Below are 18,734 nucleotides of genomic sequence, written 5' to 3'. Positions count from 1 at the left end.
TTGTTATTTGAATACATAGTATTAATTAATGGGTAGTAGGGAGGTAAAAAGATGAACACATTTCTTGATAAGATTAATGAAAATATAAGAGATAATAAAATATTATACCTAACTATTTTCACGTTTTTTACCGTAGGTGTAGTTTTAGGAATATATACTGTATTTTATATGAGTGATTTGAGTAGAAATGATTTAGCATCGTATTTTAATAATTTTATGACGGTAATTGGTGAGAAACCAATAGATTACAAGTTCTTGTTAACTGAGGCATTAAGAAATAATTTGTTACTTCTTCTTGGGGTGTTTGTTATTGGGTTATTGGTAGTTGGAGCACCTATTATTTTGATTCTTATACTTTTTAAGGGCTTTTTAATAGGCTTTACATTCTCACTCATAATAAACATTTTAGGAACAAAAGGAATAGGACTAGCTTTAATTGCAGTAATACCTCAAAATTTAATATATGTACCTTGTTTCATAGTATGTTCTGCTTTTTCTATACAGCTTTCCATAGTAAAACTAAAAGGTAAAATAAATAAAGCTCACCAAACAAAAGAATATATGTCTCAATATTTTAATCTTTATATAGTTTGTTTTTTTCTCTTGATTTTGGGCGTTTTTGTAGAGACTTATATAATACCGAATTTAATTAAATTTATAATAACTAAAATATACGTATAAGAGGTTTTTATAATTGCTTAGGAAAAGACAAAAACAATAATATGTTTTCTAATATTTTTAAGGCGGAACCTAAGGAAAAAAGATAAATTCTCACTGTATTAATCATAAGAGAAATTGAGAAAATATTAATAAAAAACAATGTTAATTACTAGTGAGATTTATAAGTAATTTTGTTTTTTTAGATTTCTAAAAATTATAGTGTTATTTATTAGTATTTATATTTAATTTATTATATTAAAATATTTTATTATAAATGCGGAAGACTTAACGTGTTGTTTTGGGTGGAGGAAAAATTATGAGAATGTACGATATAATCTTAAAAAAAAGAAATGGTGAGGAATTATCTACCGAAGAAATAAACTATTTTATAGAAAATTATACAAAGGGAGATGTGCCAGATTATCAAGTATCGGCTCTTTTAATGTCTATATTTTTTAATAAAATGACTAGCAAAGAAACATCCGATTTAACTATGGCTATGGTTAATTCAGGTGACACTTTAGACCTTTCTCAAATAAAAGGAATAAAAGTTGATAAGCATTCCACTGGTGGCGTAGGAGATACTACCACTTTGATATTAGCACCTATGGTAGCAGCACTAGGAATTCCTGTTGTCAAAATGTCAGGGAGAGGTCTTGGTCATACTGGAGGAACTATTGATAAATTAGAATCTTTTAAGGGATTTTCAGTTAATCTTAGTAAACAACAATTTATTAATAATGTGAATTCAATAAAGATCGCTGTGGTAGCACAAACGGCAGATTTAGCACCTGCAGATAAAAAGCTTTATGCTCTCAGAGATGTTACAGCAACTGTGGATAATATATCCTTGATTGCATCAAGTGTAATGAGCAAGAAAATTGCAGCAGGTGCAGATAGTATTGTACTTGATGTTAAGGTTGGAGAAGGTGCGTTTATGAAAACATCAGAATCAGCACATGAGCTTGCAAAAGAAATGGTACGCATAGGTGAAGCGGTGGGAAGAAAAACAATAGCCGTTATTTCAGATATGGATCAACCGTTGGGGTTAGCCATAGGTAATGCACTAGAGGTTGAAGAAGCGATTAATACATTAAAAGGTAACGGTCCAAAAGATTTACTTGAGCTTTGTATTACATTAGGTAGCAATATGGTAATTTTATCTGGTAAAACTACAAATTTAGATGAGGCTAAAACAATGTTAATGAATACTATAGTCTCTGGAAAGGCACTAGATAAATTAAAGGAATTTGTTAATGCACAAGGTGGCGATATAAGTTGTATAGATGATACAACAAGATTACCGAAAGCAAATTATATAATTCCCGTAGTAGCTTCTAAGACAGGATATGTTACAAAAATTCATGCTGAGCAAATAGGATTAATAGCAATGGAATTAGGCGCTGGAAGAACTACTAAAGAAGATGTAATAGATCTTGCGGTTGGAATTGTACTAAATAAAAAAAGAGGAGATAAAGTAGAGGTGGGAGATGTTTTAGCATTTATTCATGCTAATGATAGAGATAAGGGTAAAAAAGCTGTTGAAGATTTAGTTAAAAGTTATATAATATCAGATTTAATGGAAAATAATATACCTTTAATTTACGATATTGTATATTAGAATAGGTGTTTAGCGTATATATTTATTATGATTTCTAACTTTCTTATTTGGAATCATTTAAAAAAGCGAAATCTAGATAAAGCTGAGTAGGTTCTATGAATGCTTAGCTTTATTCATAAGTCTACTTACTTATTTTAAGGTGATTAAAAAAAAGAAAAAACATAGTATTAAGGTAATAGGGATTAACTCAAGAGCAATTTTTAGGCTTTGAGAGTAATCTCTTTTTATTTGTTTTCATTTCACAAAGTAAAACTTAGTATGTATAAAGACTATTAAGTTTTATTTCACAAAGGAATTTTATATGTTTTGTAGAAATATAAGAAATATAAGAAATGTAGAATAACAATATATAAACTAGTGTTATATTTAATTTTATTATGGTTTGGGACGTTAATAACAGTTAAATAAAGTTTATAAAAATTTATAATGAAAGAGAGGTGAAATCCGTTACGAAAATCTAATGTGATTAAAATAAAAGTCTTGATTTTGTATTATATATGTACTTTAATGATTGTGAATGTAAACGCCCATGAGGTTTTTCGCAACGTACACATATATAATTGGGAAGTCGTTATATCCCCTACTAAAAGGTGGTAAAGCCTATGGAGTATTACAGCAAACCAGAGTAGCTTAGGCAAAATGGGACACTATAGTAGGAAAGAAACAAAATTTATAGGCTTTTATATTTTTTTTATAAGGTTTTATAGATTTTTGGTAACGGTATCAATGTGATAACAAGAAAATATGCCAATAGACCTCAATGGCAGAGAGTGCTAGAAAAGAGATTTAAGCTTGCATGTATAAATGATGAGGAGTTTAATGGTTATATATCTTTAATATATTTAGATAAGGTAAAAGAGCCTTTGATTAAAAATATTCAAGGTATAGATTTAATTCTAGCCGACAAAGGATACAAGTGGCTTCAAATTACTCCGTTAAATGCAAATTATTCGCTTACTACTATGTTTGATAATAACGATAATATAATTGAATGGTATTTTGATATTACAAAAGAAAATGGGGTGACCGATCAAGGGATGGCTTACTGGGATGATCTTTTATTAGATTTAGCAGTGTTGCCAAGTGGTGATATATTTCTATTAGATGAAGATGAACTGTATCAGGCACTAAATAACGGTGATATTTCAACAGAAGAATTCGACTTAGCTTGTAAGGAAGCAAAGATATTGGAAAGGATAATTTCTACTAAAAAACTTACTTGTTTATGTAATAAGTGGTTGAAATATATGGAGAATATTGATTTATATATATAGAAATTAATTATTTTTTTCTTGTTGTTATTTTACTAAGTAAAATTTAGTGAAATTTGAGTGGCGTCAATATTTAATAAGATTTATTTGCTGCTGTTTCACAAAGTGAAATCCGGCTCAAATTCATGTATGGAGAATAAAAAAATATTTAGAAGATAAAAGTATAAGTAATATTATTCAACATATATTTAATAGTAGCATTAGTTTTGGGGAGGCAATATGTTTCATAAAAGTTATAAAACATATAATAATTATGAAATGGAACAAATTGAGTTACTAGATGGTGGTGAAAAGCTATTAAAGAAGGCAAATTTCAGAATTTTAAAGATTGTTGCGTCATATGATTCTGAGGAAGATCAGTATATAACTTTGGCAACCTGTATAAATCAAAATAATGAAATTGAGACTATAAGCATAGAAGGGTTTAAGATAGAGAATTCTGTAACTTCTCTTCAAGGTGCATATATAGAGATTGACGTTTATCAAGATGATAATGAAGAATATTATGAGGGTAGAATATACAAACAATGATATAAGCCGGTATTGAGATTTTCTCAATACTGGCTTGCTATTTTGTTTGCTATTATTTTATAAAGTGAAATGACAGAAGTAATATTATTGTATAACGATATGTAATAAATAATATTTTAACATACATATTATAGAATTATATAAATAATATACAATCAAATATTAGGGGTTAGGGGGCAAAAAAATGAAATTGTTTTTATTAAGTAAATTAAATTCACATAGAGAAGATTCTGTAAATAAGCTCCTATTATCAACCATAGGTAAAAAAGGGGCTCAAGTGGGTTATATTTCATTCAATTCAGATAGTATGAGAAAAGTTTTTAATAGTAATATGTTTTTTTATAGGGGTTTAGGTCTATCTAATATATTATATTTTGATTTAGAAGAAGAATTTAATTCAACAATAACAGATAATATTTTAAATTGTGACGCAATATATCTATGTAGTGATGATACAAATAAATTACTATATCTTCTTAAAAAGAGAAATATGAATAAGATATTAAAACGGTATGTTTCACAAGGTGGCATTTTAGTCGGAGTAAGTGCTGGAGGTATTTTAATGACTGAAGATATAGCTATTGCATCCTTAATAGTTGGTGAAGAACCACCTGTAAAAGACGCAACATTTCTATCTTTAGTTGATTTTACTTTCATTCCTCACTGGCAAGAAAATACTCAATATTTACCTATGCTTATAGATTATTCATTACAGCACAGAAAAAAAATATATTGCTGTAGTGATGGATATGGTATAGCAGTTATTGATAATAAGATTGAATTTTTTGGTGATATAGTAAAAATACATGAAGGAAATATATCTATTTATAAAGGAAATTATAAGGTTTTTTAGATTTTTTAGTTTATTATTAGTAAATTAAATGCAAAGGAAAAACTTGCAAGAATATACGTATAGTCTTAAAATATAGATTATGTAACGATAATTTATAAGTAGGCTAATAATAGTTTAAAGAAAGCCTATAAAAATTTATAATGAAAGAGAGGTGAAGTTCGTTACGAAAATCTAATGTAATTAGTGTAAAATTCTTAACTTTGAATATACTTATATGTGCTTTAGGATTGTGAATGTGAAAGTGCCCAGGAGGCTTTTCACAACGCACACATATATAATTGAGAAGTTGTTATATTCCCTACTAAAAAGTAGCAAACCCTATCTAGTGTTACAGCAAACCAAAGTAGCTTAGACAAAATGGGACACTATGAAGTAGGAAAGAAACAAAATTTATATAGACTTTTTATATTCTTTGTATAGGGTTTTATAGATTTTTGGTAACGAAATAATAAATGGCTGTAGATTTTATTAAAGGACTAGAAAAAGGAATGGAAAACCTCCATAAAACAGGTGCTTTTCTAACAGTGAAAAATGAAGATAAGGTAAATACAATGACAATAAGTTGGGGAAGTATAGGGTATATGTGGGGTAGACCAGTTCTTACAGTAATGGTTAGAAAATCAAGATATACTTATGAACTACTAGAAAAGATTGATAACTTTACAGTAAGCATTCCTTATGGAGATAAACTTCAAAGTGCTTTGGCTCTATGTGGAAAAAAATCAGGTAGGAATACTGATAAATGTAAGGAAGCAAATATATCATTTGCATCTTCAAAAGAAGTTGACTCTCCAATAGTTGATAATTGCAATATGTATTATGAATGTAAGGTTGTTTATAAAGGAGAGATGGATAAGTCATTATTAATTCCAGAAATTGATGAGAAGTTTTATAGTAATAATGACTATCATGTTCTTTACTTTGGAGAAATAGTAGCAGCATACGAAAATGCTACAGATGCAGTATAATATATTGTTGTACAATTCATAACAGATTGATTAAAATAAAGTAAAGGGCATCGAACCTATTTAGTTTTAATCAGATTTCACTTTGTAAATGACAGCACATTATAAAGGGAGACTTCATTCGTCTCCCTTTTTCATGTATTTAATTTTATATTATTTAAGTTTAAAGTATATTTTAATTTAGAAAGTGGTGATATTATGCATAAACCTTTAGCTGATAAGATAAGACCTTCGGAGTTAGAAGATGTAGTAGGTCAAGAGCACATATTAGGAAAGAATAAAATATTAAATAGAATAATTGAAAGTGGTTGTATATCAAATATGATATTTTATGGTCCGCCGGGTACGGGAAAAACTACTGTGGCAAATATTATTGCAAGAAAAACAAGCAAGAGATTTTATAGATTAAATGCAACTAATTCATCACTTAAGGATATACAAGATATAGTTGATGAACTTGATACATTTATGGGACGTGAGGGTGTTCTCTTATATCTTGATGAAATACAAAATTTTAATAAAAAGCAGCAACAATCTTTATTAGAATTCATTGAAGATGGAAGAATAACTCTTATTGCTAGTACTACTGAAAATCCATATCATTATATTTTTAAAGCTATTTTAAGTAGATCAACTATTTTTGAATTTAAAGTTCTCAATGATGAAAATATTATAAATGCATTAAAGAGAGCTGTTGAAAAATCAAAGTCTTTTTATCCTGGTATGCAAGTGGATGTGGATGAGGATGCGTTAAATTATTTTGCGGCATCTTCGAATGGCGATTTAAGAAAGGCAATAAATGGATTAGAAGTTGCGCTTTATTCTACTAATCCTAACTCAGACAAGGTTATACATATAACAAAAACAATTGCTGAAGAAAGTACTCAAAGTAAAATATTAAATTATGATTTAATGGGTGATAGTCATTATGATATTCTTAGTGCTTTTCAAAAGTCTATAAGGGGAAGTGATGCAGATGCAGCTATTCATTATTTAGCTAGGCTTGTTAAAGCGGGAGATTTACCTTCAATATGTAGAAGACTTTTAGTTATAGCCTGTGAAGATGTTGGGCTAGCTTATCCAAATGCTATAACTATAGTGAAGTCTTGCGTTGATGCTGCAAATATGCTTGGTTTTCCTGAGGCGAGGATACCTCTTGCACAAGCAACTATACTACTTGCAACAGCACCTAAATCAAATACAGCGTATAAAGCTATAGATGGTGCTCTTTTTGATTTGGAAAAAGTAAATATTGGAGATATTCCTAATCATCTAAAAGATTCTCATTATGCTGGAGCAAAAGAAATAGGGAGAGGTATTGAATATAAATATCCCCATGATTATAAAAATAACTATGTTAAGCAGGAGTATTTGCCAAGTAATTTAAGAGGATCATGTTATTATTTACCGGGCGATAATAAGAATGAGAAAGTAGCTAGTGATTATTGGAAGAATATTAAAAAATAGATTAACACAAATTAGATAGGAGACTAAAAAGGTCTCCTTTTATTGTTGACAGATAAGGTCGGATTTGGTATTATATTATTAAAGTTTATCATTTTACTCAACATTAAATTCTACTCAATATTGAGGGGTGAAAATATGAAGTTGTCAACTAAGGGAAGATATGGTGTAAAGGCAATGGTGGATTTAGCAATACACTATGGAGGAGCTCCTGTTTCCATAAAGACTATATCTCAAAGACAAAATATTTCTGAGTATTATCTTGAGCAATTATTTAGTCCTCTGAGAAAGGCTAAGTTAATAAAAAGTATAAGAGGTGCTCAAGGAGGATATGTTTTAAGCAAGGGTCCAAAAGATATTACCATTGCTGAAATTATGGAGGTATTAGAGGGACCTATTGAAATTTCAGAATGTATTGACGGTGTACCTTGTGATAATATTGATTGCTGTGCTACAAGATTATTATGGAAAAAGATTAAAAACAGTATTGATGAAGTTATGGAGTCTGTGACTCTTCAAGATATAGTAAATGACTATGAAGAAATAAATGCAAAAATTAATTTAGTAAAAATTGGGGATAGGAGTGATTGTAATGAATAAGGTTGTGTATATGGACTATGCAGCTACCACATTTGTAAAACCAGAAGTGTTAGAAGAAATGCTTCCATACTTTACAGAGAAGTTTGGAAATCCATCTTCGTTTTATAGTATCTCAAGAGATACTAAGATGGCTATTGATAAAGGCAGACAAAGAGTGGCAAAGGCTTTAAATTGTGAAGCAAGTGAGATTTATTTCACCGGGGGCGGATCAGAAGCAGATAACTGGGCTATAAAAGGTATTGCTTTTGCTAATAAGAATAAGGGAAATCATATTATTACAACAAAGATAGAGCATCACGCAGTACTTCATACCTGTGAATATCTTGAAAAAAATGGCTTTGAAGTAACTTATTTAGGCGTAAATAAAGAAGGTTTTATAGATTTAGACGAATTAAAAAATGCTATAACTGATAAGACTATCTTAGTTTCAATAATGGCTGCGAATAATGAGATAGGAACCATTCAACCTATAAAAGAAATAGGTGAGATTTGTAGGGAAAGAAAGGTGTTTTTCCATACTGATGCAGTTCAAGCAGTAGGAAATATAGCCATAGATGTTAAAGATATGAATATAGATCTTCTTTCACTTGCTGGACATAAGATTTATGGACCAAAGGGAATTGGAGTTCTTTATATAAAAAAAGGAATAAAAATAGATAACTTAGTTCATGGTGGTGGACAGGAGAGAGCAAGGAGAGCAGGAACTGAAAATGTAGCAGCTATTGCAGGATTAGGTAAAGCTATAGAACTTGCTACAGTAAATCTCGATAAACATGCAAAAAAACTTACTGAACTTAGAGATAAGCTTATTGATGGTCTATTAAAGATTCCATATACAAGATTAAATGGGCCAAAAGGAGAAAAAAGATTACCAGGTAATGTAAATGTATGTTTCGAATTTATAGAAGGTGAATCAATACTTCTTATGTTAGATTTTGAGGGAGTGTGCGCATCTAGTGGTAGTGCATGTACCTCTGGTTCCTTAGATCCATCCCATGTGCTATTAGCTATAGGATTACCACATGAAATCGCTCATGGTTCATTAAGATTATCATTAGGAGATGGAACAACAGAAGAAGATGTAGAACATGTACTTAGAGTGGTTCCACCTATTATTCAAAGATTAAGAGATATGTCACCACTTTGGGAAGATTTTCAAAAGAGAGGAGAAAAATAATTATGAATTACAGTGAAAAAGTTATGGAGCATTTTAAGAATCCAAGAAATGTTGGAGAAATACAAGATGCAAATGGAATTGGAGAAGTTGGTAACGCTAAGTGTGGCGATATCATGAAGATATATTTAAAAGTTGAGGATAATATAATAAAAGATGTTAAATTTAAGACATATGGTTGTGGTTCTGCTATAGCTTCATCAAGTATGGCTACAGAATTAATAATGGGTAAGTCTGTAGATGAAGCTTGGGAACTTACTAATAAAGCAGTAGCAGAAGCTTTAGATGGACTTCCACCAGTAAAGATGCACTGTTCAGTTCTTGCAGAAGAAGCAATTCATAAAGCAATCAATGATTATAGAATAAAGCAAGGATTAGAGCCTTGGGATTTTAAAGAACATTCACATGACATTCATGATCATGTTCATGGAGAATAATTTTGGAGAAGCGTATGAAAAAGAAAGTTGTTATAGGTATGAGCGGCGGAGTGGATAGTTCTGTCGCTGCTTACCTTTTAAAGGAACAGGGATATGACGTTATAGGAGTTACCATGCAAATTTGGCAAGAAGATGAGGAGTATGAGGAAAGAGAAGGAGGATGTTGTTCTCTTTCAGCCGTTGAAGACGCCAGAAGAGTTGCAGATAGGCTTGGTATTCCTTTTTACGTATTAAACTTTAGAAAAAGTTTTAAAGAAAAGGTCATTGATTACTTCGTAGATGAGTATATAGCAGGTAGAACTCCAAATCCATGTATTGCATGTAATAAGTACTTAAAGTTTGATGAACTTTTAAGAAAAGCTCAGAGTTTTGGAGCGGACTATGTAGCTACAGGACACTATGCAAAAATAAAAGAAAAAGATGGAAGATATCTTTTGATAAGAGCAGAGGATGATAGAAAAGATCAAACCTATGCATTATACAATCTTACTCAATATCAACTTGCACATACACTTATGCCTTGTGGAGAATATACAAAGGATAAGATAAGAGAGATTGCAAAAGAGATAGGTCTTGCTGTACATAATAAAAAAGATAGTGAAGAAATTTGTTTTATACCAGATAATAATCATGGTAATTACATAGAAATAGCTGCACCAGGTAAAGTTAAGTCAGGAAATTTTGTTGATAAACGTGGAAATGTTTTAGGAAAACATAAAGGAATAGTTTACTATACCATCGGACAAAGAAAGGGTCTTGGTCTAGCAATGGGAAGGCCAGTTTTTGTTACTGATATAAATCCATATACTAACGAGGTGGTTATAGGAGCTGAAGAAGATATATTTAAAACTGATTTAGTAGCAAAAGATGTTAACTTTATACTGTTCGATAAGGTTCAAGGAGCTGTAGATATTCAGGCTAAAATAAGATATTCAGCAAGACCGGCAGATGCAGTTATCACACCATATGGTGAAGGAAAAGTTAGAGTATCTTTTAAGGAAAAGCAAAGAGCTATAACTAAGGGTCAATCTGTGGTGTTTTATCAAGGTAATGTAGTAGTTGGTGGAGGAATCATCGACGAAATTATATAATAGTTATATTATTTAAGTTAAAAAGATAATCCGAAAGGATTGTCTTTTTTTTGTCATTTTACAAAGTGAAATTTCATAAGAGTGAAATACATATAAATTATAGCGGAGTAGTTTAATATACTCTACTGATTTTTACATAAATTTGGTATTAATTATGTTCAATTGTCAATACTAAGGATATGTTTAGGAAGGGATGGTTCTGATGCTTAGAAGAAAAGACTTTGATTATATTAATGTTTATAATATAACAGGAAAAAAGTTAGGTACTATAAAGGATATTATTTTTGATTACTATAAAAGCAAAGTAATTGGATTTCAAATTACAACCAAAGGCTTTTCAAAAAATAATTATGTTCCAGTGGAAAGTGTTATATCTTTTAATGAAGCAATGATAGTCACATCTACAATGCAGCATAATGGACTAAGCTTTAGTGCTATTAAAGATATGGATGTTGTAGATAAGTGTGGAAATATGATTGGTGTAGTTGAGGATGTATTAATTGATATATATGATTTTTCTCTAAAAGGAATAATTATTTCATCGGGATTTATAGATAGGTTGATTAGAGGTAAGAGCATAATACTGATAAACCACACAATTCTTGGAGAAGACTCAATTTTATTCTTTGCAAATAGCAGCATTATATTAAAATCTATGCCTCATAATTTAATTAAAGATAGGTATTATGAAAAAGTTTAGTAGAAAATTAGTTGTAAATATTATCATAGTAGGTTTATTAGTGCTGTGCATCATACTGTATATAAAATTAAAAATAATTAGAGAAGTTATTTCAATCTTACTATTTTCGTTTATACTCTCTTATTCTTTAAAACCTTTATATAAAATAATAGTTATAAAAGCAAGAGTTAATAAAAGAATTACTGCCGCATTATTAATTTTAGGGTTAGTGGGACTTTTTATAGCAGCTTTTGTTTTTTTAATACCATCATTATTCAAAGAAAGTTCTAATATTGAACAGATAATAAACTCAGGTGAAAATTTTGTTGATTGGATATCGAATAAAATAAAAATAAATAATTATAAAATCTTTAATACTATAAATGAGCAGATAACAGAAAAGATAAATGTTATTTTTGTAGAGTTATCAGAAAAAACATTTGATTGGATTATAGATTTAAGTGAAAATATACTTTCGCTTGCGGTTGTACCGGTAGTTACTTATTATTTTCTAGCAGATGGAGAGTTAATAGGTAATAAGATTTTAATATTATTACCTATGAATAAGAGAAGCTTAATAAAAAAGATAAGTAAAGATATAGATAAGATATTAGGTAAATATATTTTTAGTCAATTTATTTTATGTTTAATTATTGGAATATTGTCTTTTGTAGTATTAGTAGGACTAAGAGTACAATTTCCTTTATGGTTATCAATTTTTAATGCTGTTGTAAATATAATTCCTTACTTTGGTCCTATTTTTGGTGCATTACCAGCAATACTTGTTGCACTTATGCAATCTCCAAGTAAAGCTATCTGGACGACATTATTATTTTTAATTATACAGCAGGTTGAAGGAAATATAATTGCACCTCGGATAACAGCTAGTAGTATAAGTATTCATCCTCTTGTTATAATCGTATTATTGCTAATTGGTGAAAAAGTAGGTGGCTTTATGGGGATGATACTTGCAATACCAATAGGAGTAATTACAAAAGTAATTTATGAGAATATTAACCACCATCTTTTTTAGTGTTTTTAAGTAAATATTGACATTATAGCACCATTTCGAATATAATTTGCCTATAAGTAAATAAGAAGCGATGAAGAGAAGGAGTAAAGGTGTTTGACTATTAAGAGAGGAAGTAGTTGGTGGAAACTTCTTAGCAGACATTTTGAAGGCTATCTCGGAGCTATATCTTGAGAGTGATGTATTTTTATACATAATTAGGGTGGTACCGCGGAAGAAGTTTGAGCTTTCGTCCCTTGAGGGATGAGAGCTTTTTTATAATGTAAAAAACATGGAGGTAAGATATATGAATTACATGGGAGCAAATGAAATAAGAGAATCTTATTTAAAATTTTTTGAAGGCAAGGAACATTTAAGATTACCTTCCTTTTCATTAGTACCTAAGAATGATAAGAGCTTGCTTTTAATAAATGCAGGTATGGCACCACTTAAACCATACTTTACAGGGGTAGAAGAACCACCAAGAAAAAGAATTACTACATGCCAGAAGTGTATAAGAACTGGAGATATTGAAAATGTAGGAAAAACTTCAAGACATGGTACATTTTTCGAGATGTTAGGTAACTTCTCCTTTGGTGACTATTTTAAGGAAGAAATCATTCCGTGGGCTTGGGAGTTTGTAACTGAGGTTTTAAAAATATCAAAAGATAAGCTTTACGTTACAATATATTTAGAGGATGATGAAGCTTTTGAAATATGGACTAAGAAAACAAATGTTGATCCTTCAAGAATTTTTAGATTAGGCAAAGATGATAACTTCTGGGAAATAGGAGTTGGGCCTTGTGGACCATGTACAGAAATTCACTTTGATAGAGGATCAGGAAAGATTAATTCAGTTGAGGAATTTATTAAAGCAGCTGATGAAGATAGAGTGGTTGAGTTCTGGAACTTAGTATTTACTCAATTCGATAAGAATGAGCAAGGCAACTATAATAGACTTTCAAGCCCTAATATCGATACAGGAATGGGTCTTGAAAGAATGGCTACAATAATGCAAGGTGTAAATAATATCTTTGAAATTGATACAGTTAAGAGCATTCTTAACAAAGCCTGTGAGGTAACAAATACAGAATATAATAAGGATAGCAATAAGGATGTGTCACTTAGAATAATTACAGATCATGTAAAGAGTGTTACAATTATGATATGTGATGGTGTTCAACCTTCTAATGAGGGAAGAGGGTATGTTTTAAGAAGACTTTTAAGAAGAGCTGCTAGACATGGAAGACTTTTAGGTGTTAATGGAGTGTTCTTAAATAAGATAGTAGATACAGTTGTAGAAAACTATGGAGCTGCATATCCAGAACTTAAAGAAAAACAAGATTATATAAAGAAGATTATAACTCTTGAAGAAGAAAGATTTAACGAAACTATCGATGCAGGTATGGAGATACTAAAAGGCTATATAGCTCAAATTGAAGCTTCAGGAAATAAAATTCTTTCAGGAAACAAAGCCTTTAAATTATATGATACATATGGATTCCCATTTGAATTAACTGAAGAAATATTAGAAGAAAAGGGAATGGCTATAGATGTAGAAGGTTTTAATAAAGAAATGAAGGAACAAAGAGAAAGAGCAAGAGCAGCAAGAGGAGAAAATACCTACATGGGTAGTGATGAGAGTCCAGTAAATAAAATAGATGCTTCCATAAACACAGTATTCGATGGATATTCTAATTTAAAACTTGATTCAAAAGTTCTTATGTTAGCAGATGAAAAAGAACTTAAGGATGAAATGAGTGCCGGAGAAGAAGGTTTCCTTGTTACTGAAGTTACTCCATTCTATGCTGAAATGGGAGGCCAGGTTGGAGATGCTGGATTCATTTATGGTGATAATTTTAAAATAGAAGTGAAAAATTGCAAAAAAAATGTTGGTGGTAAGATATACCATATAATTAAAGTTTTAGAAGGCAAAGTCAAGGTTAACACTATAGCAACCTTAGAAGTTGAAAGAGATAGAAGAAATAATATCTGTAAGAATCATACAGCTACTCATATGCTGCATGAAGCTTTAAGAATAGTCTTAGGTGAACACGTTCATCAGTCAGGTTCTTATGTTGATGATGAAAGATTAAGATTTGACTTCACACATTTTACAACTTTAACTTCAGAAGAGCTTGAAAAAGTAGAAGTACTTGTAAATGAAAAAGTTATGGAAGTATATCAAGTTGTTACAGATGTTATGTCAATTGATGAAGCAAAAAATAGTGGTGCTGTTGCCTTATTTGATGACAAATATAATGAAGAAGTTAGGGTAGTATCTATTGGTGAATTCTCAAAAGAACTTTGTGGAGGTACTCATATAAAGAATTCAGGTCAGATAGGATTATTTAAGATTATATCTGAATCAGGAGTTGCTGCTGGTATTAGAAGAATAGAGGCACTTACAGGATTTAATGCTATTAAGTTTGTAGAAAATAAAAATACAGTACTTAAGGAAGCTGCTTCAGCACTTAAATGTAATGAAAAAGATGTTTTAAGAAAGATAACTGCTCAAGCATTAGAAGTAAAAGATAAAGAAAAAGAGATTTCAGAATTAAAGGCTAAGTTGCTGCAAGGAGCAGAAAATGACATAATAAATAATTCTAAGGATGTTAAGGGAGTACAAGTGGTTACAGCTTCTTTAAAGGACATAGATGCTAATGGGTTAAGAGATTTAGCTGATAAGGTTAGAAACAAGTTAAATGTAGGTGTAGTTGTATTAGGCAGTGTGGCTGGTGATAAAGTGAATTTAGTTGCTATGGCAACCAAAAGTGCATTAGAAAAAGGAATACATTGTGGAAAGATAATTAAAGAAGTCGCTGCAATAACTGGCGGTGGCGGTGGTGGAAGACCGGATATGGCTCAAGCTGGTGGAAAAGATGCCTCAAAATTAAGTGATGCCCTTTCAAAATCTTACGAAATTGTAGAAACTTTAGTAAAGTAGTGTACATTTGCATATAATTGGTTTATAATAAATTTAAGATAATCAATGTTGAATAATTAATTAATATAGTGTGTATACTATGAATATATAGATATTAAATATATATAAGTTTAAATAAAGTTTTATCTCAGACGAGTAAGGGGGGTGAAGTTGCTAAGTTTATTAGCAGCGAATTATGGGTAACAATTTAGAACATACAATGCAGTTTAACTTCGATAGAAGCAAGAAGGATTTAACTAAAGCTATTCTTACAGAGGTTTATAATTCACTTATAGAAAAAGGTTACAACCCTGTTAATCAGCTTGTTGGTTACTTGATATCAGGAGACCCTACTTACATCACGAACTATAATGGGGCAAGGGCTTTAGTAAGAAAACTTGAGAGAGATGAAATTCTTGAAGAAGTAATAAAATCTTATCTAGAGATAAAGTAGAGAGTGCCCTTAGGGTACTCTTTATTAATTAAGGAGTGACTTATGCGTATAATAGGACTAGATATAGGGACCAAAACTATAGGAGTTGCAGTAAGTGATCCATTAGGTCTTACTGCTCAAGGAATTACTACTATAAAGAGAAAAAACTTTAGAGCGGATATAGAACAAGTAAAGAAAATATATGATGAGTATAATGCAGAACTTATAGTGGCAGGATTACCTAAAAATATGAACGGAACTATAGGACCTTCAGGGGAAATGGCGATAGATTTTTGTGAAAAAATTATTAAGGGTTTTAATCCTAAAATAGAGTATTGGGATGAAAGACTAACTACAGTGGCAGCACATAGAGCAATGCTGGAAGCAGATCTTTCAAGAGAAAAAAGAAAAAAACTAGTAGATAAGGTTGCTGCAACATATATTCTTCAAGGATATTTGGATAGAATTTCTAAACTTTAATTGATAAGGATTATCAATTAAAGTAAAATTAATTAAATAGAGGAGTGTTTATTAATGGAAAAAGATATGGAAACAATAGTACTTTTAGATGAAGATGGAAATGAAATTGAATTTGAGGTTGTTACAAAACTTGATATAGAAGATAGTGAATACGTAATAGTTGCTCCAATGGATGGAGACGAAGAAGAGGCTGTCGCTTTAAAGATAATTAAAGATGAAGATGGAAATGACGTATTAGTAACAGTAGAAGATGAAAATGAATTCGAAATGATTGCTGAAGCCTATGAAACTCTATTTGCAGATGATTTAAATTAAGAAGTGAGGTTTTATAGATGCCACAGATAACTTCAAATGACATAAATAGATTAAAAGAAGACTTGAAAAAGAAGGGTTATAAATTAACTCCGCAAAGAAGAGCTATAGTTGATACTATTATTTCAAATGAGGGTAAACATTTAACGGCAGAAGAGATATACGATGAAGTAAAAACAGATTGTCCTGAAATTGGATTAGCTACCGTTTATAGAACAATACTTCTTCTCGAGGAGATGGGAGTTATTTATAGATTAGATTTAAATGATGGATGTGCAAGATATGAGCTCGCTCATGACCATGAAAATCACAGACATCACCACCTAGTATGTAATAGCTGTGGGAGAGTTTTCGAGGTAGAAGATGATTTGCTTGAAGAATTAGAACAAGAAATTGAAGGCAAATATAGGTTTAAAATACTAGACCATAGCGTAAAGTTTTATGGATTATGTAACGAATGTAGAGAAAAATAATAGTGGAGAGACATTGATTTCTAAAGAAAAGAATGCTGTACTACTATTACATAAAAAAGGAGGGGAAATATGAAACGCGAAAAACTAAAGGTGAAGATAATACCTTTAGGTGGTATTAATGAGATAGGAAAAAATATGACCGCAATTGAATTTAAAGACGATATCATAGTAATAGATTGCGGTCTTAAATTCCCTGAAGAAGAAATGTTTGGTATAGATATAGTAATACCTGATATTTCATATTTACTTAAAAATAGAGATAAAGTTAAGGGAATATTTTTTACACACGGTCATGAAGATCATATAGGTGCACTACCGTATATATTAAAGCAGTTAAATGTTCCGGTTTATGGAACTAAATTAACTTTAGGTATAGTAGAGACTAAATTAAAAGAACATGGCTTATTAGGTACCACTGATTTAAGAAGGGTAAAACCAAAGGATGTTATTAAGTTAGACAGTGCATCGGTTGAGTTCATAAAGACTAATCACTCAATTGCTGATTCAGTAGCAATTGCAATTCATACTCCATTAGGAGTTATACTTCATACAGGAGATTTTAAAGTAGATTATACTCCTATAGATGGTGAGGTAATTGATTTACCAAGGTTTGCTGAATTGGGTAAGAAGGGCGTATTAGTAATGATGGCAGACAGTACAAATGTTGAGCGTCCTGGATATACAATGTCTGAAAGAATAGTGGGAGATAACTTTGAAAACATGTTTGCTAAGGCCAAAGGAAGGGTAATTGTTGCCACTTTTGCCTCCAATATTCATAGAATACAGCAGATTATAACTGTAGCCCAAAAGCATGGTAGAAAAGTTGCTGTATCTGGAAGAAGTATGGAGAATATTGTCCAAGTAGCTACTGAGTTGGGATATCTTGAGATGGAAAAAGATTCCTTTATAAGTATTGATAATATAAATAAATATCCTAATGATAAAATCGTTATAATCACTACTGGAAGTCAGGGTGAGCCAATGTCTGCATTGACAAGAATGGCTTCATCAGAACATAGAAAGGTGAATATAGTAGAAGGTGATATGGTAGTAATTTCTGCTACACCAATTCCAGGAAATGAAAAGCTTGTTTCAAGAATTATCAATCAGTTATTTAAAAAAGGTGCGGACGTTATTTATGAAGCTTTAGCATATTTACATGTTTCAGGCCATGCATGCCAAGAAGAATTAAAATTAATTCATACTCTTGTAAGACCGAGGTTCTTTATTCCTGTACATGGCGAGTACAGACATTTAAAGCACCACGCAGAACTTGCTGTAAAGCTTGGTCTTTCACAAAGGAATGTTTTAATACCTGATAACGGAGATGTTATTGAGATAACAAGAGATTCCATAAGAAAAAATGGAACTGTTACATCTGGCCAAGTTTTTGTAGATGGTTTAGGTGTAGGAGATGTTGGTAATATTGTATTAAGAGATAGAAAGCACTTATCACAGGATGGAATACTAACAGTAGTTGTTACAATAGAAAAAGAAAATGGCGCTGTAATTGCAGGTCCGGATATAATTTCAAGAGGATTTGTTTACGTTAGAGAATCTGAAGACTTAATGGAAGAAGCTAAGGAGATTGTTAAATCAGTTCTTAAAGAATGTGAAGAAAAGAAAATTACTGATTGGGCTACAATGAAGTCTAATATCAAAGATGAACTTAGAATATTCCTTTATGAAAAAACTAAGAGAAAACCAATGATACTTCCTATAATTATGGAAATATAAGTGCAGAGGGGGATTTGG

Annotated in this window: 19 protein-coding genes and 1 other annotated feature; all 19 genes read left to right on the top strand. The window is 30.7% G+C overall.

Translation table 11 applies throughout. From position 1 onward, the window contains the following. Window positions 1–51 precede the first annotated feature (51 nt). The 19 genes from spoIIM (at window position 52) to CPJCM30710_RS02855 (ending at window position 18,716) form a co-directional block, all read left to right on the top strand. On the top strand, window positions 52–681 hold the full coding sequence (gene spoIIM, locus CPJCM30710_RS02945; RefSeq protein ID WP_212902682.1) for a stage II sporulation protein M: 630 nt from the start codon (window positions 52–54) through the stop codon (window positions 679–681). A 295-nt stretch (window positions 682–976) separates the two neighbouring features. Next, window positions 977–2,281, top strand: coding sequence for a pyrimidine-nucleoside phosphorylase (locus tag CPJCM30710_RS02940; protein ID WP_212902681.1), 1,305 nt, complete (start codon window positions 977–979; stop codon window positions 2,279–2,281). Between the two features lie 728 nt (window positions 2,282–3,009). Continuing rightward, window positions 3,010–3,555: a DUF402 domain-containing protein gene (locus tag CPJCM30710_RS02935; protein ID WP_212902680.1), complete on the top strand. Its 546-nt coding sequence runs from the start codon at window positions 3,010–3,012 to the stop codon at window positions 3,553–3,555. Window positions 3,556–3,771: 216 nt separating this feature from the next. Continuing rightward, window positions 3,772–4,083 (top strand): hypothetical protein, encoded by a 312-nt coding sequence (locus CPJCM30710_RS02930; protein WP_212902679.1) that lies wholly within the window; start codon window positions 3,772–3,774, stop codon window positions 4,081–4,083. A 184-nt stretch (window positions 4,084–4,267) separates the two neighbouring features. After that, a complete protein-coding gene (locus CPJCM30710_RS02925; RefSeq protein ID WP_212902678.1) occupies window positions 4,268–4,936 on the top strand; it encodes a Type 1 glutamine amidotransferase-like domain-containing protein in 669 nt (222 codons plus the stop codon). A 452-nt stretch (window positions 4,937–5,388) separates the two neighbouring features. Then, entirely contained in the window at window positions 5,389–5,904 is a 516-nt protein-coding gene (locus tag CPJCM30710_RS02920; RefSeq protein ID WP_212902677.1) for a flavin reductase family protein, read from the top strand. Window positions 5,905–6,099: 195 nt separating this feature from the next. Then, window positions 6,100–7,368, top strand: coding sequence for a replication-associated recombination protein A (locus CPJCM30710_RS02915; protein ID WP_212902676.1), 1,269 nt, complete (start codon window positions 6,100–6,102; stop codon window positions 7,366–7,368). 135 nt (window positions 7,369–7,503) lie between these two features. Further along, entirely contained in the window at window positions 7,504–7,965 is a 462-nt protein-coding gene (locus tag CPJCM30710_RS02910; RefSeq protein ID WP_212902675.1) for an RrF2 family transcriptional regulator, read from the top strand. Continuing rightward, the gene (gene nifS, locus CPJCM30710_RS02905) at window positions 7,958–9,142 is read left to right on the top strand and encodes a cysteine desulfurase NifS (protein ID WP_212902674.1); all 1,185 of its coding nucleotides are present in this window, start codon (window positions 7,958–7,960) and stop codon (window positions 9,140–9,142) included. The genes CPJCM30710_RS02910 and nifS overlap by 8 nt, the downstream gene beginning before the upstream one ends. Window positions 9,143–9,144: 2 nt before the next feature. Next, window positions 9,145–9,576 (top strand): Fe-S cluster assembly scaffold protein NifU, encoded by a 432-nt coding sequence (gene nifU, locus CPJCM30710_RS02900; RefSeq protein ID WP_212902673.1) that lies wholly within the window; start codon window positions 9,145–9,147, stop codon window positions 9,574–9,576. 14 nt (window positions 9,577–9,590) lie between these two features. Next, window positions 9,591–10,667, top strand: a complete 1,077-nt coding sequence (gene mnmA / locus CPJCM30710_RS02895) for a tRNA 2-thiouridine(34) synthase MnmA (RefSeq protein ID WP_212902672.1) — start codon at window positions 9,591–9,593, stop codon at window positions 10,665–10,667. Window positions 10,668–10,869: 202 nt separating this feature from the next. Continuing rightward, on the top strand, window positions 10,870–11,367 hold the full coding sequence (locus CPJCM30710_RS02890; protein ID WP_212902671.1) for a PRC-barrel domain-containing protein: 498 nt from the start codon (window positions 10,870–10,872) through the stop codon (window positions 11,365–11,367). Then, window positions 11,354–12,379, top strand: coding sequence for an AI-2E family transporter (locus CPJCM30710_RS02885; protein ID WP_212902670.1), 1,026 nt, complete (start codon window positions 11,354–11,356; stop codon window positions 12,377–12,379). The genes CPJCM30710_RS02890 and CPJCM30710_RS02885 overlap by 14 nt, the downstream gene beginning before the upstream one ends. Window positions 12,380–12,440: 61 nt before the next feature. Next, window positions 12,441–12,616 (top strand) — a binding site (T-box leader). A 46-nt stretch (window positions 12,617–12,662) separates the two neighbouring features. Further along, window positions 12,663–15,302, top strand: a complete 2,640-nt coding sequence (alaS, locus tag CPJCM30710_RS02880; RefSeq protein ID WP_212902669.1) for an alanine--tRNA ligase — start codon at window positions 12,663–12,665, stop codon at window positions 15,300–15,302. A 175-nt stretch (window positions 15,303–15,477) separates the two neighbouring features. Beyond that, window positions 15,478–15,735, top strand: coding sequence for an IreB family regulatory phosphoprotein (locus CPJCM30710_RS02875; protein ID WP_212902668.1), 258 nt, complete (start codon window positions 15,478–15,480; stop codon window positions 15,733–15,735). Window positions 15,736–15,777: 42 nt separating this feature from the next. After that, window positions 15,778–16,194, top strand: a complete 417-nt coding sequence (gene ruvX / locus CPJCM30710_RS02870; protein ID WP_212902667.1) for a Holliday junction resolvase RuvX — start codon at window positions 15,778–15,780, stop codon at window positions 16,192–16,194. Between the two features lie 54 nt (window positions 16,195–16,248). Continuing rightward, the gene (locus tag CPJCM30710_RS02865; protein WP_212902666.1) at window positions 16,249–16,509 is read left to right on the top strand and encodes a DUF1292 domain-containing protein; all 261 of its coding nucleotides are present in this window, start codon (window positions 16,249–16,251) and stop codon (window positions 16,507–16,509) included. Window positions 16,510–16,526: 17 nt separating this feature from the next. Beyond that, a complete protein-coding gene (locus CPJCM30710_RS02860) occupies window positions 16,527–16,979 on the top strand; it encodes a Fur family transcriptional regulator (RefSeq protein WP_212902665.1) in 453 nt (150 codons plus the stop codon). A 69-nt stretch (window positions 16,980–17,048) separates the two neighbouring features. Beyond that, a complete protein-coding gene (locus CPJCM30710_RS02855; protein ID WP_212902664.1) occupies window positions 17,049–18,716 on the top strand; it encodes a ribonuclease J in 1,668 nt (555 codons plus the stop codon). The last annotated feature ends 18 nt before the right edge of the window (window positions 18,717–18,734 follow it).

It is taken from the genome of Clostridium polyendosporum (assembly GCF_018332455.1).
GTDB classification, from domain to species: Bacteria; Bacillota; Clostridia; order Clostridiales; family Clostridiaceae; genus Clostridium_AY; species Clostridium_AY polyendosporum.
The sequence above is the reverse complement of the archived record's forward strand: the minus strand, read 5'-3'. Positions and strand labels throughout refer to the sequence as shown.